This window comes from Nocardioides daeguensis, assembly GCF_019192965.1.
GTDB lineage: Bacteria > Actinomycetota > Actinomycetes > Propionibacteriales > Nocardioidaceae > Nocardioides > Nocardioides daeguensis.
In genome coordinates, this window is record NZ_JAHTKU010000021.1 from 104,648 (window position 1) to 129,506 (window position 24,859).

A 24,859-nucleotide genomic window follows, 5' to 3' on the forward strand; every position below is an offset into this window, starting at 1 on the left:
GCCTCACCCCGCGATGTGGACCGACGGACCGCCCCAGACGGCGATCGCGAAGATCAGGTCGATGAACATGGTCGAGATGAGCGCGGAGCGCACGGCCTTGCCGACCGCCTGGCCCACACCCGCCGGGCCGCCGGCGGCGCGGAAGCCGTGGTAGCAGCAGATCGAGACGATCACGAGCGCCATCAGCGCGACCTTCACGATCGCGAGGAACAGGTCGCTCGGGATGAGGAAGGTGTCGAAGTAGTGCTGGTAGGTGCCCGGCGCCTGGTCGTAGCCGACGGTGACGACCAGGTAGGTCGCCAGCCAGCACATCATCAGCGCGATCGCGAACAGCGGGACGACGGCCACCAGGCCCGCGATGATCCGGGTCGTCACGAGGTACGGCACGGGCGGGACCGCCATCACCTCCAGCGCGTCGATCTCCTCGCTGACCCGCATCGCACCGATCTGCGCGGTGAAGCCGGCGCCGACGGTCGCGGTGAGCGCGATGCCGGCGATGATCGGGGCGACCTCACGGGTGTTGAAGTAGGCCGAGAAGAAGCCCGACAGCGTGGCGACGCCGATGTTGTCGAACGACGTGTAGGCCTGCAGGCCGACCTCGATGCCGGCCGCGGCGGTGAGGAAGCCGATGACCAGCACGGTGCCGCCGATGAGGGCGAGCGCACCCGAGCCGAGGGCGACCTCGGCCAGCAGCCGGACGACCTCCTTCGGGTAGTGCTTGAGGGCCCGCGGCATGTGGGCGTAGGCGTTGCCGTGGAAGCTCAGCTGGTCGCCGAGGCTGCGCAGCGAGGACATCGGCCTGCCGACGTGGCGAGCGAGGAAGCCCGGGGTGGTGGCGGACATCGCTACCTCACGCTCCCAGCTTGATCTGGAGGAACAGGGCACTGATCACGCTGTTGGCGGCGAAGAGCAGCATGAACGCGAAGACCACGGTCTGGTTGACCGCTTCGCCGACGCCCTTCGGTCCGCCCTTGGCGTTGAGCCCGAGGTAGCAGGCGGTGAGGCCGGCCAGCAGGCCGAACACGGCCGCCTTGGCCTCGGAGGCCAGGAAGTCCGGGAGGCCGACGAGCAGCGTGAGGTCGGAGAGGTAGAGCCCGGGCGTGGCGCCCTGGAGGACGACGGAGAAGAAGTACCCGCCGACCAGGCCGACCACCGTCACCATGCCGTTGAGCGCCACGCCGACCAGGGTCGAGGCGACCACCCGGGGAACGACGAGCCGCTCGATCGGGTCGATGCCGAGGGTCACCATCGCGTCGATCTCCTCGCGGATCTTGCGTGAGCCGAGGTCGGCACAGATCGCCGTGGCCCCGGCGCCCGCGACGACGAGCACCGACACGATCGGGCCGATCTCGCGGACCACCGCGACCGCCGCGCCCGCGCCGGCGAGGTCGACCGCGCCGATCTGGATGAGCAGCTGGTTGACCTGGAAGATGATCACGACGCAGAACGGGATCGAGACCAGCAGCGCCGGCCCGAACGACACGGTCGTGATGAACCAGGCCTGCGAGATGAACTCGCGGAAGTGGAAGCGCCGCGTGAACATCTGCGCGAAGACCTTGCCGACGAAGCCGTAGAAGTCGCCGAAGGTGCCCAGCGTCTTGAACGCGAACGTCGAGCGCACCGCCTCGCGGGCGACCTGCCGGGTCCGCTCGTCCATCCCGTCCGGGCCGGCGCGCCGCTTGTCGGGGGCCTCGAGCGTGGGTGCCGCGGTCATGCAGTGACCTCGGCGTCGGCCGGGCTCTTCACGACGTACAGCGGGAGGCGCAGCGCAGCCGGTGCGGTCGGGGGCACAGCCGGCCGCACCGGCGCGATCGGGGAGAGCCGCTCGTAGCCGGCTCCGAGGGCGGGGCGCCGGTCGGCCTCGCCCTGGTTGGGCCACACCGCCATCGCGCGCTCGGCCTGCGCGGTGATGGTGAGGCTGGGGTTGACACCGAGGTTCGCGGAGATCGCGGCGCCGTCGACGACGTGCAGGCCGGGGTGCCCGTAGACCCGGTGGTAGGCGTCGATCACACCGGTCCGCGGGGAGTCGCCGATCGGGCAGCCGCCCAGGAAGTGCGCGGTCATGGGGATGTTGAAGATCTCGCCGGCGGTGCTGTACGAGCCGCCGTCGATCTTGTCGCTGATCCGGCGCACGACCTCGTTGCCCGCCGGGATCCAGGTCGGGTTCGGCTCACCGTGTCCCTGCTTCGAGGTGAGGCGCACCCTGCCCTCGCGACGCAGCCGGCGCTTCTTCGGCAGGACCGTGATCGAGTTGTCGCTGGTCTGCATGACCAGCGCGATGATCGTGCGCTCGGGCCAGCTGCCGAGGCCGGCGTACGCCGACAGGAGCAGGAGCGGGTGGCGCACCGCCTGGCCGATCCACCGCAGCCAGCGCGGCGTGCGGCCGCCGCCGTCGGTCATCAAGGTGAGCAGCAGCCCCATCAGGCCCGAGCCCTTGCCGTAGCGGACCGGCTCGACGTGGGTGACCTCGTCGGGGTGGATCGAGGAGGTGATCGCGACGCCGTGGTGGAAGTCGTGCTTGCCCTTGTTGCGCAGCTTGGTGCTCGACGCGCACAGCGCCTCGGAGTTGGTGCGGGTCAGGTAGCCGAGCCGGTCCGACAGCTCGGGCAGGTCGCCGGAGCGGCGCATGCCGTGCAGCAGCTCCTGGGTGCCCCAGGTGCCGGCGGCCAGCACGACCTGGGCGGCCGCGACGGTCGTCGTACGACGCGCCGAGCGGCCCGAGCGGTGGGTGACCACGTCGTAGCCGCCGCCCGGACGCGGCGTGACCGCGGTGACGGTGGTGCGCTCGCGGACCTCGGCGCCGATCTTCTCGGCGAGGTAGAGGTAGTTCTTGAGCAGCGTGTTCTTCGCGTTGTGGCGACAACCAGTCATGCACTCGCCGCACTCGAGGCAGCCGCGGCGCTCCGGCCCGGCACCGCCGAAGTACGGGTCCGCGATCGCCTCGCCTGGGGTGCCGAAGCAGACACCGACCGGCGTCGCGCGGAAGGTGTCGCCGACACCCATCTCGTCGGCGACCTGCTTCATGACCACGTCGCTGGGCGTGACGGTCGGGTTCTGCACGACGCCGAGCATCCGGCTCGCCTGGTCGTAGTAGGGCGCCAGCTCGGCCTTCCAGTCGGTGATGTGGGCCCACTGCGGGTCGCGGTAGAAGGCGTCCGACTTCGGCTGGTACAGCGTGTTGGCGTAGACCAGCGACCCGCCCCCGACGCCCGCGCCGGCGAGCACGACCACGTCGCGCAGCAGCCGGATCCGCTGGATGCCGAAGCAGCCGAGGCGGGGCGCGAAGAGGAACTTGCGCACGTCCCAGGAGGTCTTCGCGAACTCCTCGTCCGCGAACCGGCGGCCCGCCTCCAGCACGAGGACCCGGTAGCCCTTCTCGGCGAGACGGAGGGCGGTGACCGAGCCCCCGAAACCGGAGCCGACCACGACGACGTCGTACTCGAAGCTGTCAGCGCGCATGCGGCGGCACCCCCATGAGAACGGCGGGGCCCCTGTGCCGGGCCCGCCTGTGAGCGCCTAGTCCACCCGGTGACGACCGTCACGCTCTCGTGGTGACGGTCCAAAGAACGAGGGGCCGGTTGTCCCGGCGCACAAAGCGCCTCGTCGCGCCCTAGGGTGTGGCGGGTGAGCAGCGCGTCCGTGCCGTCCGACCTCGCACCGTGGCTGCTGGCCTACGTCGCCGAACAGGCACAGCCCGCCCAGGTGGACGCCTGGGTCGACCGGGTCGCCAGCGCGATCCTGCGCGAGATACCCGAGGTCGCGCTCGTCGAGGGCCTGCCCGCGACGCTGCGGGAGACGGTCCACGACCACTGGTTGGCGTTCCTCGGCGACTTCGCCCAGCCCGAGCAGCACTTCCACCTCCCCGAGGCGGCTCGCCTGCTGGCGCTCGACATCGCCGAACGGCAGCTGCCGCTGGAGTCGCTGATCCGGTTCTACCGGGTCGCCCAGCAGGAGGTGTGGGCCTACGTCAGCGAGATCATCAAGGCGCTGCCGCCGTCCGACCTCGACCGGGCCGACCTGCTGATGTACTTCTGGAACCGGGCCGGCGTGTGGCTCGACCAGTCGATCACCGAGTCGATCGCCGCCTACCAGGCCGCGCGGTCCCGGGTGTTGGCCGGGGCGGCGGCCCAGCGGTTCGAGTCGGTCCGCTCGATCCTGTCCGGAGAGCTCACCGACCCGCGGGAGGCGTCGGCGGCGCTCGGCGGGTACCCGATCTCGGTCCACCACACCGCGGTCGTGCTGTCCGTCGGCGACGCCGGCCAGGCCGGCACCCTCGAGTCGCTGGCGCCGGACCTGGCCCGCCGGATCGGCGCGGCCACCCCGCTCGTGGTCAAGCCCGGCGGCCGCCAGCTGTGGATGTGGCTCGGCACCCGCGGCCAGCCGGACCTCTCCGGTCTTGCCGCGGCCGCCGCGGACCTGCGGGCGCCGAGCGTGGTCGTCGGCGTCGGCTCGGCGACCCCGGACATCGCCGGCTTCGTGGCCTCCCACCGCGAGGCCCAGGGCACGCTGCGGGTCACCGCCCCCGACACCGAGGACTGGCTGGCGGTCTACCCCGACGTCGAGCTGCCGGTGCTGCTCGGCTGCTCACCCGAGGTCGACCGGTTCATGACCCGCCAGCTCGGGCCGCTCGCCGGCGAGGAGGAGAGCCTCCAGCGCATCCGCGAGACGCTGGCGGCGTACCTCGACTGCGGGGGCAGCGCCGAGGAGGCCGCACGCACGCTGGTCGTGCACCGCAACACGATCCGCTACCGGCTCGGCCAGGCCGAGGAGATGCTCGGCCAGCCGATCACGCGGATCAGCCCGCAGCTCGCCGCCGCGCTCCAGCACCACGACCTCTTCCACCGGGGCCGGGGGGGCCGGGGCCCCCCCCCCCCCCCCCCCCCCCCCCCCCAGCCCGCCGGGCCCGGGCCCCCGCCCCCCCCCGCCCCCGGTCAGCCAGTCAGACGGTCAGCCGGTCAGCGGGCGTCCCAGCTCCAGGTCGCGGTGACGCTCTGGTCGCCGCCGGGGTGGTAGCTGCGGTCCCCACGGATCCAGGACATGTCGGAGTGCAGCGGGACGTTTCCGGTGTTGGCTGCGTCCCCGTTGAGCGGGGTCGTCCACTCGGTCTGCGGCTGACGGCCCGGGCAGGTCACGGTGACCTCCACCTGACGGGAACGGTCGGGGTAGAGCTGGCCGGTGTAGTAGCCGAAGTCCAACCACACGGCGAAGGACGCCCGGCCGGGCAGGGCAGAGGCCCCCTGGTAGGTGCAACCGTCGGGGTCCGTGCCGCTGATCGCCCACTGGAAGATGGCCGGTCCCTCGATCAGCTGCGGGGTCTCGTCGGTGCTGTCCATCGTGAAGGTGGCGGTCCAGGTCTCGATGACGCCGACGGAGTACTGCAAGGTGCCGCCGGCCGTCCCGGAGTACGCCGTGGAGTCGGCCGAGCGGCACGACCGCATCTCCTCCGCGTCGCAGCGGTCGGGGTCGCCGGGGGTGTTGGCGTCGCCGCCGGGCGCACCGCCGTCGCACGTGTCGCGGCCACCGTTGCCGGTGCAGATGTCGGCGCCGTCGCCGCCCTCGATGGTGTCGTCGCCGGGACCGCCGCGCAGCACGTCGTCGCCGGGACCGCCGTCGACGTCACCGGCGCGGCCGTAGACGTCGACGTAGTCGGCACCCACGCCGGCGAGCGCGTGCGAGCCGTTGCCCTCCAGGACCAGGTGGTCGTTCCCGGCACCGCCGATGGCCAGCTCCCGCTTGCCACCGCCGGTCCAGATCACGTCGGCCCCGGCCTGGCCGTCGACCACGTCGCGGCCGCCGCCGGCGTCGACGTAGTCGTCACCGCCGCCGCCGAGCACCTTGTCGGCGCCGCCACCGGCGCAGATGACGTCGTCGCCCCCGAGACCCTGGACCACGTCGTTGCCGCCCAGGGCGGCGATCACGTCGCGGCCCTTGGTGCCGGTGATCCGGTCGGCGCGGTTGGTGCCGACGATGGTCGCGGTCTCCCCGTGGCACCGGGGCTTGCGCTCGCTCGCGGCCGCGCCGGCCTGGACGGAGGGGGTGAGGAGGGGGACGAACAGGGCGGCGAGGAGGCCGACGGTCGCCGTACGACGGCGGGCGGGGCTGGACAACGAGGTTCCTTCCGGGAGGTCAGATGACTGCCCGATCCTGCCGGGACCGTGTCGGTGGGGACCATCCCAGATCGTTGGGGAATCGGCGCCGGGGGGGGCCCCCCCCGGGGGGGGGGGCCCCCCCCCCCGGGCCGATGATCCGGTGGTCGGCGGCGGCGCCTCAGCCCTGCAGGGTCAGGGCCAGCACCGGGCAGGCCTGGACGGCGGCGTACACGTGGGTCCGGTCGGACTCCGGCGGGTGGGCGTCGAGGACCGTGACCAGCTCCTCGTCCTCGTCCACCTCGAAGTAGTCGTCGGCCATGGCCTCGCACATCCCCAGGCCCTCGCACTTCGCGCGGTCGGCGACGATCCGCAGCGCACTCACGCTCCGACCTTGCCGACGAGGTGGCGACGGGGCTCGACGGCCGTGAAGTCGACCTTCTCGCGCACCCCGCAGTCGGGGCAGCACCAGTCGTCGGGGATGTCCTGCCACGCCGTACCGGCGGCGAACCCCTCGAGCTCGTTGCCCTCGGCGACCTCGTAGGTGTACCCGCACCCCGGGCACCGGGCGGCGAGCACCTCCCCCTCGAACGCCTGGGCGCTGGTGTCGGCCTTCGCCTGCTCCCCGGCGGGCTCGGCCGTGGGGACGGGGTACTTCCGCAGCAGCCGCTCGCGCTTGGCCGGCTGCAGGTTGGCCAGGCGCAGGTCTCCGTCGTAGTGGGCGACGACCCGCTTGTCCATGAGCGCCCGGAAGACGGGCGGGAACATCGCGACCACGATCATGCCGGTGTATCCGGTCGGCAGCACCGGCGCGTCCTTGAAGTCGCGCAGCGTCTGGTAGCGCCGGGTCGGGTTCGCGTGGTGGTCGCTGTGCCGCTGCAGGTGGTAGAGCAGCACGTTGGTCGCGATGTTGTTGGAGTTCCAGGAGTGCGCCGGCGTGACCCGCTCGTAGCGCATCCGGCCGGGGGTGCCGACCTTCTGGCGGACCATGCCGTAGTGCTCCATGTAGTTGACCACCTCGAGGAGCGAGAAGCCGACGACGGCCTGGAGGACGAGGTACGGCAGCAGGCCGAGCGGGTTGACGTCGTAGGCGAGGCCGAGCCAGAGCATCAGGCCGCCCCACAGGGCGACGGTCATCAGCCAGGCGTTGAGCACGTCGTTGCCGAGGTGGAACGGGTGGGTGCCCTTGCGCTGGTAGCGCTTGGCCTCGAGCTCCCACGAGCTCTTCAGCGAGCCGGCGACGGTGCGCGGCCAGAAGCGGTAGACGCTCTCGCCCATCCGCGCGCTGGCCGGGTCCTCCGGCGTCGCGACGCGGACGTGGTGGCCGCGGTTGTGCTCGATGTAGAAGTGGCCGTAGAACGTCTGCGCCAGCGCGATCTTCGAGGCCCACCGCTCCACCGACTCGCGCTTGTGGCCCAGCTCGTGCGCGGTGTTGATCGCCACGCCGCCGACCACACCCACCGAGATCGCCAGGCCGACCTTGGCCACGACGGACATGTCGGTGGTGGCGAGGTACCAGATCGCGGCCACGAAGCCGCCGTACTGGACCGGGAGGTAGAGGTAGGTCACCCAGCGGTAGTACTTGTCGTTCTCGAGCGCGTCGATCACGTCGTCCGGCGGGTTGGTGTCGTCGTACCCGGCGACCAGGTCGATCAGCGGGATGACCCCGAAGAACACCACCGGCGTCAGCCAGAAGAAGAGCGCCTGGCCACTCGCCTCGACCAGCGCGATCCCGACGATCGGCGTCAGCGGGACCACGAGCCCGAGGACCCACAGATAGCGCTTCTTGTCGCGCCACGGGACGGTCGTGCCGTCGGCTCCTTGTGTTGCGTACCTGGCCATCGGGTGCCTCCTTGGACGTGGCGACGGCGGCGGCGCCGCCGGGTAGGTCTCCCACGCTCGCAGCGCCCGGCAGCCCGGCTCTCGGGCGAGGTGCACAAGTTGTGCCGGGGGCGTTGGCTGGCTGCACAACGGTCCCCGGGACCGGGTTCCGGGCGTCCGGCCGGGGCCCGCGCTCAGCGTCCTCCGGCCCGTGTCACGCCGACGCGGCGGGCGGTGCCATCGCCCACCGGATGGTGCCGACCGCCGCGGCTCCCATCGCCCGGACCGCCGTGCGCTCGGCCATGGGCAGCCAGGGCAGCCGGAGCGGCGCGCGCGACCAGACCGGCATCAGCCCGACCGCCGCCGCGGCGAGGGCGCCGTAGGCGGGCCGCGCCAGCAACGGCAGCGGCGGGCGCACCAGCACGTAGCCGACGGCCTCCCGCGCCTCCGGCGTCCCGCGCAGCTCGGGCCGGAAGGAGGCCAGGACCTGCGCCAGCCCGGCCACCGTGGTGGGCGGGTCGAGCACGCCCAGGCGTCGCGCCACCTCGGCGGTCTGGGCGACGTAGGCGTCGTACCCCGCGTCGTCCAGCGGGTCGGCGCCGTAGACCCGGTGCGCCCGCAGGAAGCTGTCCACCTCGGCGACGTGGACCCACAGCAGCAGGTGCGGGTCGGAGGCGGCGTACGGCGAACCGTCGGGCATCGTGCCGCGGACCCGGTCGTGGATCGCGCGGACCGCGTCGACCGCACGCTGTGCGTCGGCCGCGGTGCCGAACGTGGTGACGGCGAGGAAGCGGCTCGTGCGCGCCAACCGCCCCCACATGTCGCCGCGGTAGCCGGAGTGCTCCGAGACCGCGCGCATCGCCGCGGGATGGAGGCTCTGCAGCAGCAGCGCCCGGATGCCGCCGACGAACATCGCGGCGTCGCCGTGGACCCGCGCGATCGGGCTGTCGCCGTCGAACCACCGGGGGCCGGCGGTGTGGTGGATCCGCTCGCGGTGGCGAGCACCGTCCGGCCCGGCGACCCGCAGGAAGAGCGCCTGGCCCAGCCGGCCGCGCACGTCCTCCACGGTGGGGAGGCGTCGGTCCGTCGTCATCGGTCCAGTGTGCCGGTGCGGGGCAACGGCCACGCTCGGACCGGCTAGGTTCCTCCGGTGGCCCGGCAACACCTCGACGACGCCGTCGGTCCCGACGGCATCCGGGTCACCATCGCGATCGAGCCCGCCGTCGACCGGTTCGTCCGAGCCCAGGACAAGCTCGGGAGCGCTCTCGTCGTACCCGTGCTCGGCCCGCTCACCGGCGGCCGCGGCCGCAAGCTCGTGCAGCGGGCCGTGTTCGCCGGCACCTGGGTGGTCGACGTCGAGTCCGACGCGGGCCAACGGGTCCGGGTACGCCGACCCGACCGCTCTCGTGCGCTCGACCTCGCGAAGGCGACCTGGCGCGATGTGGTCGCGCGTGGCGTGGTGGCGCTCCGCGAGATCGGCTGACTCCCGGGGGCGTGCCCCGCATCCGCGGTGGCCGGCCGGGAAGTAACACGCCGTCCACCCGACTACCTGACGGTACTCAGCGCGACACGCCGGGCAGATGGCCGCCCGGCCGCTGACGACCGGCGCCCAGTCGTATGGACAACGTGTTACAGCCACGAGGCCAGGCAGCGGCAGCCGGTACGACGGGCCCGTGTCGGCGTACTCGCCGCGGGTGACCGCTCCGGGCCACCCGCGCGGAGCCGGCGTCAGCCCACGGTGGTCAGCAGCTGGGTGGCGCGGGTGAGGACGACGTACAGCGTGGCGCGGCCGGTGGCCGACTCGTCCTCGATCTCCTGCGGCCGGACCACGACGATGCCGTCGAACTCCAGTCCCTTGGTGTCGAGGCCGGTCAGCACGACCACCCGGTCCTCGCCCGAGGGCGTGACCGACGAGTCGATCGCGGCGCGCGCCCCCGCGGCGTCGGCGGCCAGCTCGGGCCAGGAGGCGAGCCAGGCGTTGACCTCGGAGCGGCGGGCGACGGGGACGACGATGCCCACCGTCCCGGAGACCGCGCCCGCGACGTCGAGCACGGCGGCCCGGGTCGCCGCCTCGAGGTCGGCCGCGCCCGCGCCGGCGGGCAGGTCCACCACCACGGGCTCCGAGCCCGTACGGCGGACCGCGTCGGGCAGGTCCGCGTCGAGGCCCACCCGCTGGGCGTAGGCCGCGGCGTGGGCGTAGATCTCGGCGGAGTTGCGGTAGTTCGTCGACAGGTGGAAGGAGTGCACCTGCTTGCGCTCCAGCGCCGCCGAACGCGCCGCATCGGCCTCGGCCGGCACCGGCCACGAGGACTGGGCCGGGTCGCCGACGATCGTCCACGAGGCGGTGCGCCCGCGACGGCCGACCATCCGCCACTGCATGGGGGTGAGGTCCTGGGCCTCGTCGACGAGGACGTGGGCGTAGCCGTCGTCCTCGATGCTCGAGATCGGCGGGCGCCAGGCGCGACCCGACGGCGCGAACTCGCGGTCGGAGGCGGTCATCAGCTCCCGGATGTCGACGGCACCCTCGATCAGGGCCATCGGGTCGTCGCGCTCGTCCTCGGCCTTCTGCGGGACGTCGCCGAGGGCGTAGCGCAGCTCGTCGAGCAACGGCACGTCCTCGATCGCGATCTGGGGGCTGATCGGGCGGGACGGGTCGAGCTCGGCCCAGGTCTTGAGCAGCAGCCGCTGCTCCTCGGCCGACAGCAGGCCCTCGCCGACCCGGGCGAGGAACTCCGGGTCGCGCAGCCAGCACAGCACGGTCGGCGCGTCGAGCGGCGGCCACCAGGCCAGGGCGAAGTCGAGGAAGTCGTCGCGCGAGAGCATCTCGTCGTTGAACTTCTCGCGGCCCTGCTCGCGGCCGCGCTCGCCGCGGACCTGCCGCCACAGCGCGTCGAGGAGGGCGTTGGAGACCCGCGGGAGCTGCTTGTTGCGCAGCCCCTGCGACATCAGCTGCCGGCGGACCTGGCCCAGCTTGCCGCGGTCGAGGACCAGCCGGTCGTCGCGCCAGAAGACGCGGTACTCGCGGGGGCTGCCCGGCGCCTGCTGGCGCGCGGTGCGCCGCATCAGCTCGGCCATCCGCGCGGAGCCCTTGATGTCGGCGACGGCCGGCTCGTCGTGCCGGGTCGCGCGGACCTCGTCGACGACCTCGCCGAGGCTGCGCAGCGCGACCGCGGTCTCGCCGAGCGAGGGGAGCACCCGCTCGATGTAGCGCATGAAGACGCCGGACGGGCCGACGACCAGCACGCCGCCGCGCTCGTAGCGCTGGCGGTCGGTGTAGAGCAGGTACGCCGCCCGGTGCAGCGCGACGACCGTCTTGCCGGTGCCGGGTCCCCCGGAGATCGACACGACACCGCGCGAGGGGGCCCGGATCGCCTTGTCCTGCTCGGCCTGGATGGTCGCGACGATCGAGTGCATCGACCGGTCGCGGGCGCGGGAGAGCTGGGCCATCAGGGCGCCCTCGCCGACGATCGGCAGCGAGCGGCCGGCCGCCTCGGCGGCCTCCAGCCCGGCGGCGTCGAGGAGCTCGTCCTCGACCCCGACCACCGAGCGCCCCGCGCTGCGCAGCACCCGGCGGCGCAGCACGCCGTGGGGGTCGGCCGCCGTCGCCTGGTAGAACACCGCGGCGGCGGGCGCGCGCCAGTCGATCAGCAGCGACTCGTGGTCGTCGTCGCGCAGGCCGATCCGGCCGACGTAGCGCGGCGCGGCGTCGACGGCCGCGTCGAGGTCGAGCCGCCCGAACACCAGGCCCTCATGGGCGGCGTCGAGCTGTGCGATCCGCTTCGCGGCCTGGAACACCATCGCGTCGCGCTCCACGAGACCGCCCTCGTGGCCGAGCCGGCCGCGGGAGTGCCCTTCCTTCGCCAGCTGCTGGGCGGCCTTGCCTGCCTGCTCCAGCTGCCGGTAGACCCGGTTGACGAAGGTCTGTTCTTCCGCGACCTCGCGCTCCACCAGCTCGTCTGCCACAGCCCCGTTGCCCCTGCCGTCCGCACTCGTCCCTGACCGCCGCACGAAAGCGGCAAGCCACCAACTCTACAGGCGGCGTACCCGATGTCGGTGAACGGTGAGCGGACGGGACGGCGAACTCCCACCAAAGGCACTACCCTGGTGGTGAACGGCCCGAAGCATCGCGTGTCCAAGGGGGGAACACGATGAGCATGTCGACCGGGACGACCTTGTCCCGCAAACCAAACCGCCGCGGCGTGGCCGCGCGCGAGAAACTGTTGTCCACGGCGGTCGAGATGCTCGGGACCGGCCGCCCGGAGACGGTGTCCATCAACATGGTCGCCAAGGAGGCCGGCCTCAGCTGGGGCTCGGTGCAGAACCTGTTCGGCGACTCCGACGGGTTCTGGTCCGCCGTGGCCGACCAGGTCGCCGAGGTCGGACCCGACCTCTGGGCGAAGCCGCAGAGCACCACGATCGCCGGCCGCGTGGCCGAGGTGACGGAGCTCTACAGCAAGGTCCTGGCGTCGCCGTACGCCGTCACCGTGGAGACCATGCGCTGGGCGCTGCCGCGTCCGCTCGACGTGCTCGAGGAGACGCATCCGCGCACGGCCGCGTCGATCCGGCGCCTCGACGAGCTGGCCTCGAAGGCGTTCGTCCACTTCTTCGACGGGGTCGAGGGCCTCGACGAGGAGCGGCGGACCGCCATGTCCGAGGTGCTGCCCGCGATGCTGCGCAGCCTGCGCAACGAGCAGCTGCTGGGGACGCACGTCGACCTCGAGCGCGCGCACAAGGCGATCGTGACGATGCTGACGGACTACCTGGAGGGGTAGGGGCTCAACCACCGAGCAGCGCTCGGGTCGGCGCGATGACCTCCGCGCCGAACCGGGCGATGCCGTCGAGCCGCTGCTCCACGGTGGCGTGCGGCGGGTAGTAGTACATCCACGGCATCGTCATGCACATCGTCACGCCGCCTCGGGCGGCGCGGACGAAGTCCTCGGGAGCGAAGGCGTCGGTGAGCGCCGGTACGACGGCGAACGGCTCGTCCGGGTCCTTGCCCGCCCCGCGCCGCAGGGCCGACAGCCGCTCGACGATCGCGATCGCCTCGTCGACGGTCGCCATGTCGCCGATCCAGCCGTCGTTGCGCGCCGCCCGGCGCAGGGCGACCTCGGACAGCCCGCCGACCCAGACCGGGATCGGGCCCGGCGGCTCCGGCAGCATGACCAGCCGCTCACAGCTGTAGAACTCGCCGGCGAACTCGGTCCAGCCGGGCCGCCACAGCTCGCGCATCAGGTCCAGGCCCTCGTCGGTACGACGCCCCCGGGTGGCGAAGTCCTCCTCGAGCAGCTCGAACTCCTCGCGGCACCAGCCGACCCCGACGCCGAGGGCGACCCGGCCGCCGGAGAGCGCGGCCGCCGTACCCACCGCCTTGGCGACCACGAACGGGTTGCGCATCGCGGCGACGTAGATCGAGGTGAAGAACCGCAGCTCGGTCGTCACCTGGGACAGCGCGCCGATGGTGACCCACGGGTCGGGCCAGTCGACGTCGGGCGCCCAGCGCCGCTCGCCGTCGCGCGTGTAGGGGTAGGGCGTCGCGAGCGTCTCCAGGTCGACCACGTGGTCGGCGAGGCTCAACGCGGTGAACCCGGCCTCCTCGGCGGCGCGCGCCAGCGGCACGAGCTGGTCGATCGGGTGGTAGGCGGTGACCATCGCGAAGTCCACGGGCCGACCCTAGTCAGGAAATAGAACAGGTTCTAGCCTCGGCACGTGTTCTCCCACCTGCTCGCCCCCGGGCGGATCGGCTCGATGGAGCTGAGCAACCGGATCGTCCTGTCCCCGATGGAGACGATGTACGGCACCCCCGAGGGCCACCCCTCCGAGCGGACCGTCGCCCACTTCGCCACCCGGGCGGCCGGCGGCGTCGGCCTGGTGACGGTCGGCGCGACCGGCATCGACCCGCAGCACCCGGAGACGCCGGGCGGCCTGCAGATCGGTGAGGACGCAGCCGTCCCCGCCCACCGGCGGCTGGTCGAGGCGGTGCACGCGCACGGCGCCCGGATCCAGCCGCAGATCGTCCACGCCGGCCCCGACGGCCTCGGCCCGGAGCTGCACGGGGTCACCTCGCTCGGGCCGTCGGTGATCGCGTCGTACCTCACCGGGCGCCCCTCGGCCGAGGCCACCAAGGAGCAGATCGCGGCGGTCGTCGACCAGTTCCGGGCGGCGGTGGTGCGGGTGCGCGAGGCGGGGTACGACGGCATCGAGCTGCACGCCGCGCACGGCTACATGTTCCTCGGCTCGTTCCTGGCACCCCAGCGCAACCGGCGCGGGGACCGCTACCGCGGCACCTCGGTCGAGGGCCGGATCCGGGTGGTGCTCGAGACGCTGGCCGCGATCCGCTCCGAGGCGGGCCCGGACTTCCCGGTCACGCTGCGGATCTCCGGCTACGAGCGGGTCGCCGCGGGCCGCCCGGTCCACGACACCGCGACCATGGCGCCCCTGCTGGTCGAGGCCGGTGTCGACGCCTTCCACGTCAGCGGCGGCGTCATCGACCGGCTCGTCACCGGGATGGTCAACGCGGCCGACGACGGCGACGGGCTCAACGTCGGCGGCGCCGCCGCGGTGCGGGAGGTCGTCGACGTCCCCGTCATCGCGGTCGGCCGGCTGCACGACCCCGCCCTGGCCGAGCGGGTGCTGGCCGAGGGCCGTGCGGACTTCGTGGCCCTCGGCCGGCCGCTGCTGGCCGACCCGGACCTGCCGCGGAAGCTCGCGGGCTGGGGCGGTGGCGCCTCGGCGGTACGACGGTGCATCTCGTGCGAGAGCTGCATCGACACCCTGGAGGAGAAGCTGGCCGCCGAGTGCGCGGTCAACCCGCTGACCGGACACGAGCTCGAGCTCGTGCGGACCGCGCCCGCGCGGCCCCGGCGGCTGGTCGTCGCCGGGGGCGGTCCGGCCGGGCTGGAGACCGCGTGGCGGGCGGCGGACGCCGGGCTCGAGGTGGTGCTGCTGGAGGCCGCGGACCGGCTCGGCGGAGCGCTGCTCGACGCGTGCGCGGTGCACCCGGAGAACCGGTCGTACCTCGACTGGCTGCTGGCCCGGGTGGCGGCCGCGGCGGTCGACGTGCGACTCGGCACCGCGGCCGACGCGGCCCTGGTGCGCTCGCTCGACCCCGCGCTGGTGGTGGTCGCCACGGGCGGCCGGGTCAACCTCCCGGAGGTCCCGGGCGCCGACCTGCCCCACGTCGTCACCGGCATCGAGCCGGGCCGGGTGCCCGAGGGCCGCCGGGTCGTCGTCGTCGGCGGCCGGATGGCGGCGGTCGAGTGGTGCGAGCAGCTCGCCCGGGCCGGGAGGCTCGTGGCGCTGCTCCACACCGGTCCGGAGATCGCGCCCGAGTTCGGGGCGAAGCGGCGCACCGAGCACATGGACCGCCTCGACCGGCTCGGCGTCACCGTGCACGTCGGCTGCACCATCACCGCGATCACGGCGGACGGCGTTGCGTGGACGCCCGCGAACGGCACCGCGCGGGTGCTGCCCGCCGACGCGGTCGTCCTCGCGGGCGAGGTCGCCGCGGACTCCGCGGTGCGGGACCGGCTGGTCGCCGCGCTGCCCGCGCTCGACGTACGCGTGGTGGGGGACGCGAACGGGCTGGCGCTGATCCGCGGCGCCACCGCCGACGCGGCCCGGCTGGTCGCGACCCTGTGAGCGACGAATCACCACGGTGATGCAACCCTCGGAGGCGGCTACGGCCTTGGGGTAGTCGTGAGCACGAGGTCTCGGGAGGGGGTGAGCGGCGCGTGGACGCCGAGTTCGCCGCGTTCGTCGCGGCGAAGCAGAACGGACTCCTGCGCTACGGCATGCTCCTGACCGGCGGCGACCCCCACACCTCCGCCGACCTCGCCCAGGAGACCTTCCTGCGGCTCGGCCGGCGCTGGCGGCACGTCCGCGACGTCGAGCACCAGGACGCCTACGCCCGGCGCACGATGACCCGGCTGTGGTGGACCCGCAGCAAGCGCGACCGGCGCGAGCAGCTGCGGGCCGAGACCGAGGAGCGGGCCGGCAGCGAGGTCGGCCCGGCCTGGGAGTCCGACGTCTGGGCGGCGCTGCAGCAGCTGCCGCCGCGCCAGCGCGCCGTGCTCGTGCTGCGCTACTACGAGGACTGCTCGGAGAAGGAGATCGCCGAGGTCCTCGGCTGCCGGCCCGGCACGGTCAAGAGCCAGGCCAGTCGCGGCATGGCGAGCCTGCGGCGGTTGCTGGGCGTGGACCTGCTCGACGGCGACCTCGACGACGACCTCGACGGCGACAACGTGGGGGAGGTCGGCGTATGAGTGAGCTCGACGAGCAGCTGCGCGACTTCGTGCGTCGTGGCGCGGTGCCGGTCCCCCACGTGCCCGACCTCCTCGAGCGCGTGGCCGCCGGCCAGCGGCGGCACCGGCGGCGCCAGGTGGCCGGCCTCGCCGCTGCTGCCTGCGTGGTGGCCGGGCTCGGCGTGGCGGGCGTCGTGCTGCGCCCCGCCGGCCACGACCGGGTCCCGAACCCGGCCGCGTCCCCGGCCTGCGGCACCGTGACCATCCGGGCGACCGGGGTCGACCCCGGCGATCCGGGCACCGGCCTGCCGGGCGGGCTGGTGCTCGTCCTCGACGGCCCGGCGGCCCGCACCTGCGCCATCGGCTCGGGCGTGCGGATCACCGTCGGCACCGGTACGTCGGCGACCACCGGCACGATCCCGCCAACCTTCGCGCCGGTCTCGCTCGGCGTCGGGCAGCACGCCTCGGTGCACGCGTCGTGGCGCAACTGGTGCGGTGAGCAAAGCCCCGCCGTGCGGATCGACTTCCCCGACGGGTCGGCCACCGAGTCCGAGCTCGGTCGCGACGTCCCCGCCTGCACCGACCCTGCGACACCGTCGGTGCTGGAGTTCACGACCGCCCAGCTGACGGACGTGCAGGGCGGAGGACAGCGGCCCTAGCAGCAGGCTCCTAGCGCATCCGCACCGAGTTGGCCGCGCGGTCGAGCGCCCCGAAGTACCCCGAGCTCGCGACGAAGCCGTACGCCGCGCCGTCGTACCAGGCGTGGTTCCAGACCTTGAAGTCGCAGCGCGCGTAGCCCACGCCCGACCGGATCCGGTTGCGCCACTCGGGGGTCAACGTCGGCCAGGCCCACTCCACACCGGAGTCGTCGTCGCAGCCGCCGGGTGCCTCCATGACCAGTGCCGCGCCGGTCGCGTAGGTGCCGTCGTAGAAGATCGCGGTGACGACGGACGCCAGGGGGGCACCGGGGGCGCGGAACCCCGGGGCCTCGGCGGCCCCCGCCAGCCCGGACTCGATGGCCGCCACCGTCGCGGGCGCCGCGAGGTCGGTGGTGCTGAACCCCTCGGCGGGCTCGCCGGTCACGGCCTCCAGCAGCGCATCGGCGCTCGGATAGCACTGCACCCGGCCGGTCGCGGCCCGCACCAGGCAGGCCTCGTCGCTCGCCTCCGTGACACCAGCCGTCGCACCCGCCGGCGTACCCCCCGGCAGGACCACCACGGCCAGCGCCACCGCTCCCGCCACACCCGCCACGAGCCTGTTCGTCATCGTGCGCACCACGCCCACCTCCACCGGTGCCCATGCTCCGGATCCGGGCGTGGCAAACCCCGATCAGGGGCCCGGGTCAGCCCTTCTTGCGGGCGAGGAAGGCGGTCATCGCCTCGCGGGCCTCGTCGGAGCCGAAGAGCCGGGCGCTGAGCTCGACCAGCTCCTCGCCGTCGGCGTCGATCCGCTCGAGGAGGTCGGCGCTGAGCAGCCTCTTGGTCTCGCGCAGGCCCTGGGCGGCGCCCGTGGCGAGCCGGCCGACGACCTCGTCGGTCTTCGCCCAGACCTCGGCGGCGGGGACCGCGAACGTGGCCAGGCCGTAGGTCACGGCCTCGGCACCGGTGAAGACCTCGCCACCGAGGGCGGTCCAGGCCAGGCCGCGGGGGGTCAGCCGCGGGAAGACGGTCAGCGAGATGACCGCGGGGGTGAGGCCGAGCTTGACCTCGGTGAGCGCGAAGGTGGCGTCGTCGGCCACGACCACGACGTCCGAGGCGGCCACGATGCCGATGCCACCGGCGCGGGCAGCACCCTCGACCACGGTCACCACCGGCTTGGCGGAGGCGACGATCTGGCGCTGGAGCGCCACGATCGCCCGCGCGCCGTCCTGCATGGGGACCGTCGAGGCCTCGGACAGGTCCGCGCCCGAGCAGAACACCCGGCCCGACGACCTCAGCACGATCACCCGGACGTCGTCGGCCGCCTCCGCCGCCGCGAGGTGGCCGACCAGCTCGGTGAGCAGCTGGCGCGAGAGCGCGTTGCGGTTGTGGGGCGAGTCGAGGGTGATCGTCGCGATGCCGTCGGCGACGTCGAGGTGGACCAGCTCGGCGGGTGCGTCAGTCATGCGGGTCATCCTGCCGCACCAGCTGAGCTCGTAGCCGCGAGCGCCAGCGAGCGGCGTATCGAGACGACTGACCTGCGTCTCGATACGCCCTCGCCCAGGGGCTCGGTCTACTCGACGAGCTCAGGCAGGCTCACCCCTCGTGGATCGGCGTCTTCGGGAGCTTCTTGACCCGGGCGCGGCGCTTGGGCCGGGCGGGGATCATCGAGCGCATCTCCTCCAGCTTGCCGAAGCACAGCAGCCGGTCCTCGGCCTCCAGCACGTGGTGCGGGAACGGGTTGGGGATGACCAGGGTGCCGCGGTGGAGGGTGAGCACGGTGATGTCGCGGTCGCGCAGGCCGGAGTCGCCGATGCTCTTGCCGACGAGATCGGCGTCGCCGTGGACGACGAGCTCCGCGACGCCGTACCCGGTCGAGACGGACAGCCGTTCGCGGACGTCGATCTGGGGGAAGGCGACCTGGTTGTCGATGTAGTCGATGATCGCGCCGGCGACGTCGAGCTTGGTGGCGTTCTCGATGCCCTCCAGGCCCGGGGAGGAGTTGACCTCCATGACGAGCGGACCCGACTTGGCCTCGAGCATGTCGACACCGGCGACCTTGAGGCCCATGATCTGGGCGGCGCGGACGGCGACCTGCTCGTACTCCGGGTCCAGGTCGACCCGCTCGACGCTGCCGCCGCGGTGCACGTTGGAGCGGAACTCGTCGCCCTGCGCGACCCGCCGCATCGCGGCGACCACGCGGTCGCCGACGACGAGGGCGCGCACGTCGCGGCCCCTCGACTCCTTGACGAAGCGCTGGATGAGGACCTGCTGCTTGGTGCTCTGCAGGGTCTCGATGATCGCCTCGGCGACCTTGATGCTGGGCGCGAGGATGACGCCGATGCCCTGGGTGCCCTCGAGCAGCTTGATCACGACCGGCGCACCGCCCACCCGCTCGATCGCGGGGATCACGTCGGCGCGGTCGCGGACGAACGTCGTCGCGGGCATGCCGATGTTGTGCCGCGACAGGATCTGGGTGGCGCGCAGCTTGTCGCGCGAGTTGGCGATCCCGTTGGCCGTGTTGGGCGTGTAGACGTCCATCTGCTCGAACTGGCGCACGACGGCGGTGCCGAAGTAGGTGATCGAGTTGCCGATCCGCGGCAGCACGGCGTCGTAGTCCGAGAGCTGCTTGCCCCGGAACTGCAGGTCGGGCTCGTCGCCCGACAGGTCGATCGCGAAGCGGAGCGTGTTGAGCACCTTCACCTGGTGCCCCCGGTCGAGGGCGGCGGTGCGCAGACGCTGCGTGCTGTAGGACCGCGGAGCGCGGGAGAGGATCGCGAGCTTCATACCCGACCTGATTGGATTGGCTTGTGGACGCCGCCCATTCAACCAGTCCTCCGGTGGTCGCCGGATGGCGCGAGTGGGTGCGCCTGCCCGCACTGGGGGTGGGGCCGGTCAAGGCCAAGCTGGACACCGGTGCCCGCACGTCGGCGCTGCACGCCTTCGACCTCCACGAGTTCGAGCGCGACGGCGTCGCCTGGGTCCGGTTCTCGATCCACCCGTGGCAGCGCTCGGCCGAGGACGCGGTGTACGTCGAGTGCCCGGTCCACGACCGACGCACGATCCGCAGCTCCACCGGCCACACGCAGCAGCGCTTCGTGGTCCTCACCGAGCTCGAGCTGCTGGGGCGCACCATCACCACCGAGGTGACGCTGACCCGGCGCGACGAGATGGGCTTCCGGATGCTGGTCGGCCGCGAGGCCCTGCGGCAGGGCTTCCTCGTCGACTCCGGCCGCTCCTACCTCGGCGGCCGACCGCCGCGGCGGGTACGGCGCAAGAACCGCGGACGCGCCGAGGTCTCCTCCTGATGGCGCTGCGGGAGTCGTTCGCCATCGGCAACGTGCGCGTGCGCGCCGGCTCGGCCAAGGAGGTCGAGCTCCCGATCACCCGGCTGGTGACGGGCGGCGACATCAGCCTGCCGGTGCGGGTCGTGCACGGCCGTGAGCCCGGGCCCGCGGTCTGGGTCAACGCCGCCATCCACGGCGACGAGGTGATGGGCGTCGAGGTCGTGCAGCAGATCGTGGCGAGCCTGTCGCCGAAGACGCTGCGCGGCACGCTGCTCGCCGTACCGGTCGTCAACGTCTTCGGGTTCATGACCGGCGACCGCTACCTGCCGGACCGCCGCGACCTCAACCGCTCCTTCCCCGGCTCGGCCCGCGGCTCGCTGGCCAGCCGGATCGCGCACCTGTTCATGACCGAGGTCGTCAGCAAGTGTGACGTGGGCATCGACCTGCACACCGCGGCCGACCGGCGCAGCAACCTGCCGCAGATCCGAGCCGACCTCGACGACCCCCGCACCCGCGAGCTGGCCGAGACCTTCGGCGCCCCGGTCATGCTGCACGCCCGGCTGCGCGACGGCTCGCTGCGCCAGGCCGCCCGCGACAGCGGTGCGCGCGTCCTGCTCTACGAGGCGGGCGAGGCGATGCGCTTCCAGGCCGAGCCGATCGCCGTCGGCGTCGACGGGGTACGACGCGTGCTCGCCTCGCTCGACATGATCGAGCCCGACCCGGCCTGGGCCGACCACCCCGCCCCCGCCGAGTCCCGCTCCAGCGCGTGGGTCCGGGCCCGGGGCACCGGCATCCTGCACCTCGAGGTCAAGCTCGGGGACCGCGTCGAGAACGGGCAACGCCTCGGCGGCCTCTCCGACACCTTCGGCCGCCGGGTCCGCCTGGTCCACGCCGACCGCGACGGCATCGTGATCGGCTTGACCCGCGCCCCGATCGTCAACGCGGGCGACGCGCTCGTGCACATCGCCACGCCCGTCTGACCCATCTCCCGAGGGGGTCCGCGCCGAACCCCTCCCATGAATCGACTGCAACGGGCACTCCCCTGGGCCGGGTACGGCGTGCTGGCGACCCTGGTCGGCATCGGCCTGGCCCACCTCGTCGCCGCTCTCACCGACGCCGCCGCCTCCCCGGTGCTCGCCGTCGGCTCGGCGGTCATCGACCGCACCCCCACCCCGATGAAGGAGTGGGCGATCCGCAGCTTCGGGAGCGCCGACAAGACGATCCTGGTCGGCTCGGTGCTGGCAGGGGTGCTGGTGCTGGCGGCGGTGGCCGGCCTGCTCGCCCGGCGCCGGTTCGTCGCCGGGGCGGGGCTGCTGGTGACGCTGGTCGGCATCGCAGCGGTCGCCGTACTGACCCGGCCGGCACCCGACCCGCTGGACCTGCTCCCCTCCCTGGTGGCGGCGGTCGCCGCCCCGGCCGCGCTCCGGCTGCTGTCCCGCACCCACGCGCAGGCGGCCACCGGCGACGGCGGCCGCCGTACCGTCCTGCTGACGGTCACCGCGCTGGCCGCGATGGCGGCGGTGGGCGGCGTCGCGGGACGCCTGGTCTCCGGCCTGCGTTCCCGGCCCGAGGACGTCACCTTGCCGCGGCCGGCCGAACCGGCGCCCCCGTTGCCGCGCGGCCTCGACGACCAGGTCCCCGGGATCACCCGGTTCCGCACGCCGACCGCGGACTTCTACCGGGTCGACACCCGGCTCGACGTCCCCGTGATCAGCGCCGACGACTGGACCCTGACCATCGACGGCGACGTGGACCGGAAGGTGACGCTGCGCTTCGACGACCTGCTCGCGATGCCGATGGTCGAGCGCGACATCACGCTGACCTGCGTCTCCAACAGCGTCGGAGGCCCGTACGTCGGCGGGGCGCGCTGGCTCGGCGTGCGGCTGACCGACGTGCTCGACCTGGCCGGGATCGACGGGACGAAGGCCGACCAGATCCTGTCGACGGACTTCGCCGGGATGACGATCAGCACGCCGCTCGCGCTCGCCACCGACGGCCGTGACGCCCTCGTCGCGGTCGGCATGAACGGCGCGCCGCTGCCCCGCGAGCACGGCTTCCCCGTGCGCCTGGTCGTCCCCGGGCTGTACGGGTTCATCAGCGCCACCAAGTGGCTGGCCCGCCTCACCCTGACGACGTACGACGACCGGCAGGCCTACTGGACCGAGCGCGGCTGGGCGACCGAGGCCCCCATCAAGATCAGCGCCCGCATCGACACCCCGAAGGCGCTGGCCGAGCTCGACGCCGGGGACGTCGTGGTCGGCGGCGTCGCCTGGGCACAGGAGCGCGGCGGGATCGCCGGCGTCCAGGTCCGCGTCGACGGCGGCCCGTGGGTCGACGCCCAGCTCGGCCCCGACGGCGGCGACGACTACTGGCGCCAGTGGTTCCACCGCTGGTCCGCCGAGCCCGGGTCGCACCGGATCGCGGTCCGCGCGGTCGCCGGGAACGGCGAGCCGCAGACCGCCGTCCGCGCCGAGCCGTTCCCCGACGGCGCCAGCGGGCTGCACGAGCTGCTCGTCCGGGTCTCCTGAGCTCCCCCGAACCGTTCGATCGAACGGATCGGGGGACTTTTCGCCCGAGATCTCCCCCAGATCGTTCGATCGAACGCAATCCGCGACCGCCCGGGCTCCGAATCACCTGCACAAGGCACCGATCACCCTCCACGGAAGGCACCACCATGAAGATCCAGAAGCTCCGCCGGGTCACCGGCGCCGGCGTCGCCGTTCTCGCCCTCTCCGTCTCGCTCGCCGCGTGCGGTGACGACGGCGACAAGGACGGCACCGCCTCGGCCAACAACGACGGCGGCTCCAGCTCCGAGCCCATGGCCGCCGAGGACGCGGGCGCCCAGACCTTCGGTCCCGGCTGCTCGGCGATCCCGACCTCGGGTGCCGGCTCGTTCGACGGCATGGTCAAGGACCCGGTCGCCACCGCGGCCAGCAACAACCCGCTGCTGAGCACCCTGGTCACGGCCGTCACCAGCATCGACGGCCTGGCCGACACGCTGAACGGCGGCGAGGCGCTGACGGTGTTCGCGCCGTACAACGACGCGTTCGCCGCGATCCCCGAGGACCAGCTCACCGGCCTGGTGACCGAGGGCAAGGAGAAGGGCCAGGACAGCGCCCTCTACAAGATCCTCGCCCACCACGTGCTCGGCGAGAACGACACGGCCGACTCCGTCGCCGGCGACAAGGAGACGCTCGCGGGCGACAAGCTGACGATCGAGGGCGACGCGGAGAGCGGCATGACCGTGTCCGACGGCACCGTGACCGCCAAGGTCCTGTGCGGCAACATCCCGACCGCCAACGCGACCGTCTACGTCATCGACACGGTGCTCACCGGAGTCAAGTGACCCGCTTCGGGCACTTCCCGTACCCCAGCTGAACCGGAAGGATCACCACCATGGATCCGGTCCCCGGCGACCCGGCCGGCGCCCCCCACCCGGGGGCGCCGGCCGGCGGCCACGGCCCCGACCTGGGCGCACTGCTGCGGCAGTCCGCCCGCGGTGACAGTGCCGCCTTCGCCTCGCTGTACGACGCCACCGCGGCGCGCGTCCACGGCCTGGTGCTGCGCGTGGTCCGCGACCCCGCCCAGGCGGAGGAGGTCACCCAGGAGGTGTTCCTCGAGGTGTGGCGACAGGCGAGCAGGTACGACGCCGAGCGCGGCAGCGCGCTGGCGTGGCTGATGACCATCGCCCATCGCAAGGCGGTCGACCGGGTGCGCAGCGCGGAGGCCGCGAGCCGGCGCGACGTGACCTGGGAGCAGCGCAACCAGGGCGTCGAGCACGACACGACCGCCGAGGCCGCCCACGCCTCGCTCGAGGCGCACCGCGTGCGCGCGGCGCTCGGCCAGCTCACCGACGTCCAGCGCGAGGCCATCGAACTGGCGTACTTCGGCGGCTACACCCACACCGAGGTGGCCGCCCTCCTCGACCTACCCGTCGGGACGGCGAAGACCAGGATCCGCGACGGCCTCATCCGGCTGCGCGACACGATCGGAGTAGGACAATGACCGGTCACGACCAGACGCCCGGCTGGGACGTGCACGCGCTCTCCGGGGCGTACGCCGTGGACGCGCTCGACGACGCGGAGCGGGCGCGCTTCGAGGACCACTTGGCCCACTGCGCCGAGTGCCGCGACGAGGTGGACGGGATGCGCGAGTCGGCGGCGGTGCTGGGGGCCGTCGGTCCCGTCGAGCCGCCCGCTGCCCTCCGCGACCGGGTCCTCGAGGAGATCACCCAGATCCGGCCGCTGCCGCCGCTGAGCACGCCCGCGCCCGGGGGGTCGCCGGTGGAGCTCGGCGCGGCGCGGCGTCGGCTCCGGCCGCACCGGTCGGGGCGGACCGGCCACCTGCTCCTGGTGGCCGCGGTCCTCGTCCTGGTGGCCGCGGCAGGCGGACTCCTGCTGCGGCCCTGGGCCGACGACAACCCCGACAAGCCGAACCTGACCGCTGCCGAGCGGGTCCTCGCCGCCGACGACGCCACGTCGGTCGACAAGAGGTTCCCCGACGGGTCCACCGCGACCATCGTCGTGTCCCGCACCGAGGGCCGCGCCGTCATCCGTACGACGGACATGGCGCCGGCGCCGGACGGCAAGGTCTACGAGCTGTGGCTGCAGACGCCCGCCGGTGAGATGGAGCGGGCCGGCCTGATGCCCGACCTGCGCGACGCGACCGTGCTCCTCGACGGCGATGCCTCGCGGGCGACCGGCGTCGGGATCACCGTCGAGCCCGACGGGGGCTCCGACCAGCCCACCAGCGAGCCGATCGCCTTCTTCACCCTGGACTCCTGAGGC

Annotated in this window: 24 protein-coding genes; 12 read left to right on the forward strand and 12 right to left on the reverse strand. The window is 73.3% G+C overall.

Annotated features, from left to right (window positions below; genetic code table 11):
- Positions 1-3: 3 nt before the first annotated feature.
- Genes KU893_RS17520 through KU893_RS17530 form a run of 3 tightly spaced genes read right to left on the reverse strand, consistent with a single transcriptional unit; the run spans position 4 to position 3,459 of the window.
- The gene (locus KU893_RS17520) at positions 4-843 is read right to left on the reverse strand and encodes an MlaE family ABC transporter permease (RefSeq protein WP_218235670.1); all 840 of its coding nucleotides are present in this window, start codon (positions 841-843) and stop codon (positions 4-6) included.
- Between the two features lie 7 nt (positions 844-850).
- Entirely contained in the window at positions 851-1,714 is an 864-nt protein-coding gene (locus tag KU893_RS17525; RefSeq protein ID WP_218235671.1) for an MlaE family ABC transporter permease, read from the reverse strand.
- On the reverse strand, positions 1,711-3,459 hold the full coding sequence (locus KU893_RS17530; RefSeq protein ID WP_218235672.1) for a GMC family oxidoreductase: 1,749 nt from the start codon (positions 3,457-3,459) through the stop codon (positions 1,711-1,713). The genes KU893_RS17525 and KU893_RS17530 overlap by 4 nt, the downstream gene beginning before the upstream one ends.
- Before the next feature lie 165 nt (positions 3,460-3,624).
- On the opposite strand from KU893_RS17530, the gene KU893_RS17535 reads away from it, so the two are divergent.
- Complete coding sequence (locus KU893_RS17535; RefSeq protein ID WP_218235673.1) at positions 3,625-5,013, forward strand: PucR family transcriptional regulator; 1,389 nt, start codon at positions 3,625-3,627, stop codon at positions 5,011-5,013.
- On the opposite strand, the gene KU893_RS17540 is transcribed toward KU893_RS17535, so the two are convergent.
- The 4 genes from KU893_RS17540 to KU893_RS17555 form a co-directional block, all read right to left on the reverse strand.
- The gene (locus tag KU893_RS17540) at positions 4,956-6,107 is read right to left on the reverse strand and encodes a calcium-binding protein (protein WP_218235674.1); all 1,152 of its coding nucleotides are present in this window, start codon (positions 6,105-6,107) and stop codon (positions 4,956-4,958) included. The two genes, KU893_RS17535 and KU893_RS17540, sit on opposite strands and share 58 nt — an antisense overlap.
- A 160-nt stretch (positions 6,108-6,267) precedes the next feature.
- Complete coding sequence (locus tag KU893_RS17545) at positions 6,268-6,471, reverse strand: ferredoxin (protein ID WP_218235675.1); 204 nt, start codon at positions 6,469-6,471, stop codon at positions 6,268-6,270.
- Positions 6,468-7,928 carry a fatty acid desaturase gene (locus tag KU893_RS23360; protein ID WP_218235676.1) on the reverse strand — a complete coding sequence of 487 codons (1,461 nt, stop codon included), beginning with the start codon at positions 7,926-7,928 and terminating at the stop codon, positions 6,468-6,470. The genes KU893_RS17545 and KU893_RS23360 overlap by 4 nt, the downstream gene beginning before the upstream one ends.
- Before the next feature lie 193 nt (positions 7,929-8,121).
- Positions 8,122-9,000, reverse strand: a complete 879-nt coding sequence (locus KU893_RS17555) for an oxygenase MpaB family protein (protein ID WP_218235677.1) — start codon at positions 8,998-9,000, stop codon at positions 8,122-8,124.
- Positions 9,001-9,057: 57 nt separating this feature from the next.
- Between KU893_RS17555 and KU893_RS17560 the strand changes: the two genes are divergently transcribed.
- On the forward strand, positions 9,058-9,390 hold the full coding sequence (locus tag KU893_RS17560; protein WP_218235678.1) for a hypothetical protein: 333 nt from the start codon (positions 9,058-9,060) through the stop codon (positions 9,388-9,390).
- A gap of 245 nt (positions 9,391-9,635) precedes the next feature.
- Here KU893_RS17560 and KU893_RS17565 read toward each other — a convergent pair whose 3' ends face one another.
- Positions 9,636-11,870: a HelD family protein gene (locus KU893_RS17565; RefSeq protein ID WP_218235679.1), complete on the reverse strand. Its 2,235-nt coding sequence runs from the start codon at positions 11,868-11,870 to the stop codon at positions 9,636-9,638.
- Positions 11,871-12,055: 185 nt separating this feature from the next.
- On the opposite strand from KU893_RS17565, the gene KU893_RS17570 reads away from it, so the two are divergent.
- Positions 12,056-12,679, forward strand: a complete 624-nt coding sequence (locus tag KU893_RS17570; protein WP_218235680.1) for a TetR/AcrR family transcriptional regulator — start codon at positions 12,056-12,058, stop codon at positions 12,677-12,679.
- 4 nt (positions 12,680-12,683) lie between these two features.
- Here the strand turns inward: KU893_RS17570 and KU893_RS17575 are convergent, their stop codons facing one another.
- Positions 12,684-13,568: a TIGR03619 family F420-dependent LLM class oxidoreductase gene (locus KU893_RS17575; protein WP_218235681.1), complete on the reverse strand. Its 885-nt coding sequence runs from the start codon at positions 13,566-13,568 to the stop codon at positions 12,684-12,686.
- A gap of 45 nt (positions 13,569-13,613) precedes the next feature.
- On the opposite strand from KU893_RS17575, the gene KU893_RS17580 reads away from it, so the two are divergent.
- From KU893_RS17580 to KU893_RS17590, 3 genes are all read left to right on the forward strand, one after another.
- Positions 13,614-15,545 (forward strand): oxidoreductase, encoded by a 1,932-nt coding sequence (locus KU893_RS17580; protein WP_218235682.1) that lies wholly within the window; start codon positions 13,614-13,616, stop codon positions 15,543-15,545.
- Positions 15,546-15,637: 92 nt separating this feature from the next.
- A complete protein-coding gene (locus KU893_RS17585; RefSeq protein ID WP_218235683.1) occupies positions 15,638-16,168 on the forward strand; it encodes a SigE family RNA polymerase sigma factor in 531 nt (176 codons plus the stop codon).
- Positions 16,165-16,806 (forward strand): anti-sigma factor, encoded by a 642-nt coding sequence (locus tag KU893_RS17590; RefSeq protein ID WP_218235684.1) that lies wholly within the window; start codon positions 16,165-16,167, stop codon positions 16,804-16,806. The genes KU893_RS17585 and KU893_RS17590 overlap by 4 nt, the downstream gene beginning before the upstream one ends.
- 10 nt (positions 16,807-16,816) lie before the next feature.
- Here KU893_RS17590 and KU893_RS17595 read toward each other — a convergent pair whose 3' ends face one another.
- The 3 genes from KU893_RS17595 to KU893_RS17605 all read right to left on the reverse strand — a co-directional run bounded on the left by KU893_RS17595 (position 16,817) and on the right by KU893_RS17605 (position 19,572).
- Positions 16,817-17,413, reverse strand: a complete 597-nt coding sequence (locus KU893_RS17595) for a hypothetical protein (protein ID WP_218235685.1) — start codon at positions 17,411-17,413, stop codon at positions 16,817-16,819.
- A gap of 76 nt (positions 17,414-17,489) precedes the next feature.
- Positions 17,490-18,251: an enoyl-CoA hydratase-related protein gene (locus KU893_RS17600; RefSeq protein ID WP_306811647.1), complete on the reverse strand. Its 762-nt coding sequence runs from the start codon at positions 18,249-18,251 to the stop codon at positions 17,490-17,492.
- Positions 18,252-18,381: 130 nt separating this feature from the next.
- Entirely contained in the window at positions 18,382-19,572 is a 1,191-nt protein-coding gene (locus KU893_RS17605) for a RimK family alpha-L-glutamate ligase (RefSeq protein ID WP_218235687.1), read from the reverse strand.
- Positions 19,573-19,595: 23 nt separating this feature from the next.
- Here KU893_RS17605 and KU893_RS17610 point away from each other — a divergent pair, with 23 nt between their 5' ends.
- The 6 genes from KU893_RS17610 to KU893_RS17635 all read left to right on the forward strand — a co-directional run bounded on the left by KU893_RS17610 (position 19,596) and on the right by KU893_RS17635 (position 24,856).
- Positions 19,596-20,093 carry an ATP-dependent zinc protease family protein gene (locus KU893_RS17610; RefSeq protein ID WP_257441354.1) on the forward strand — a complete coding sequence of 166 codons (498 nt, stop codon included), beginning with the start codon at positions 19,596-19,598 and terminating at the stop codon, positions 20,091-20,093.
- The gene (locus KU893_RS17615; RefSeq protein WP_218235688.1) at positions 20,093-21,052 is read left to right on the forward strand and encodes a succinylglutamate desuccinylase/aspartoacylase family protein; all 960 of its coding nucleotides are present in this window, start codon (positions 20,093-20,095) and stop codon (positions 21,050-21,052) included. Before KU893_RS17610 ends, KU893_RS17615 begins: the two co-directional genes overlap by 1 nt.
- Before the next feature lie 36 nt (positions 21,053-21,088).
- Positions 21,089-22,600: a molybdopterin-dependent oxidoreductase gene (locus tag KU893_RS17620; protein ID WP_218235689.1), complete on the forward strand. Its 1,512-nt coding sequence runs from the start codon at positions 21,089-21,091 to the stop codon at positions 22,598-22,600.
- 146 nt (positions 22,601-22,746) lie between these two features.
- Entirely contained in the window at positions 22,747-23,418 is a 672-nt protein-coding gene (locus KU893_RS17625) for a fasciclin domain-containing protein (protein WP_218235690.1), read from the forward strand.
- A gap of 50 nt (positions 23,419-23,468) precedes the next feature.
- Positions 23,469-24,077: an ECF RNA polymerase sigma factor SigK gene (sigK, locus tag KU893_RS17630; protein WP_218235691.1), complete on the forward strand. Its 609-nt coding sequence runs from the start codon at positions 23,469-23,471 to the stop codon at positions 24,075-24,077.
- Positions 24,074-24,856, forward strand: a complete 783-nt coding sequence (locus KU893_RS17635) for an anti-sigma factor (protein ID WP_218235692.1) — start codon at positions 24,074-24,076, stop codon at positions 24,854-24,856. The genes sigK and KU893_RS17635 overlap by 4 nt, the downstream gene beginning before the upstream one ends.
- Positions 24,857-24,859 lie beyond the last annotated feature (3 nt).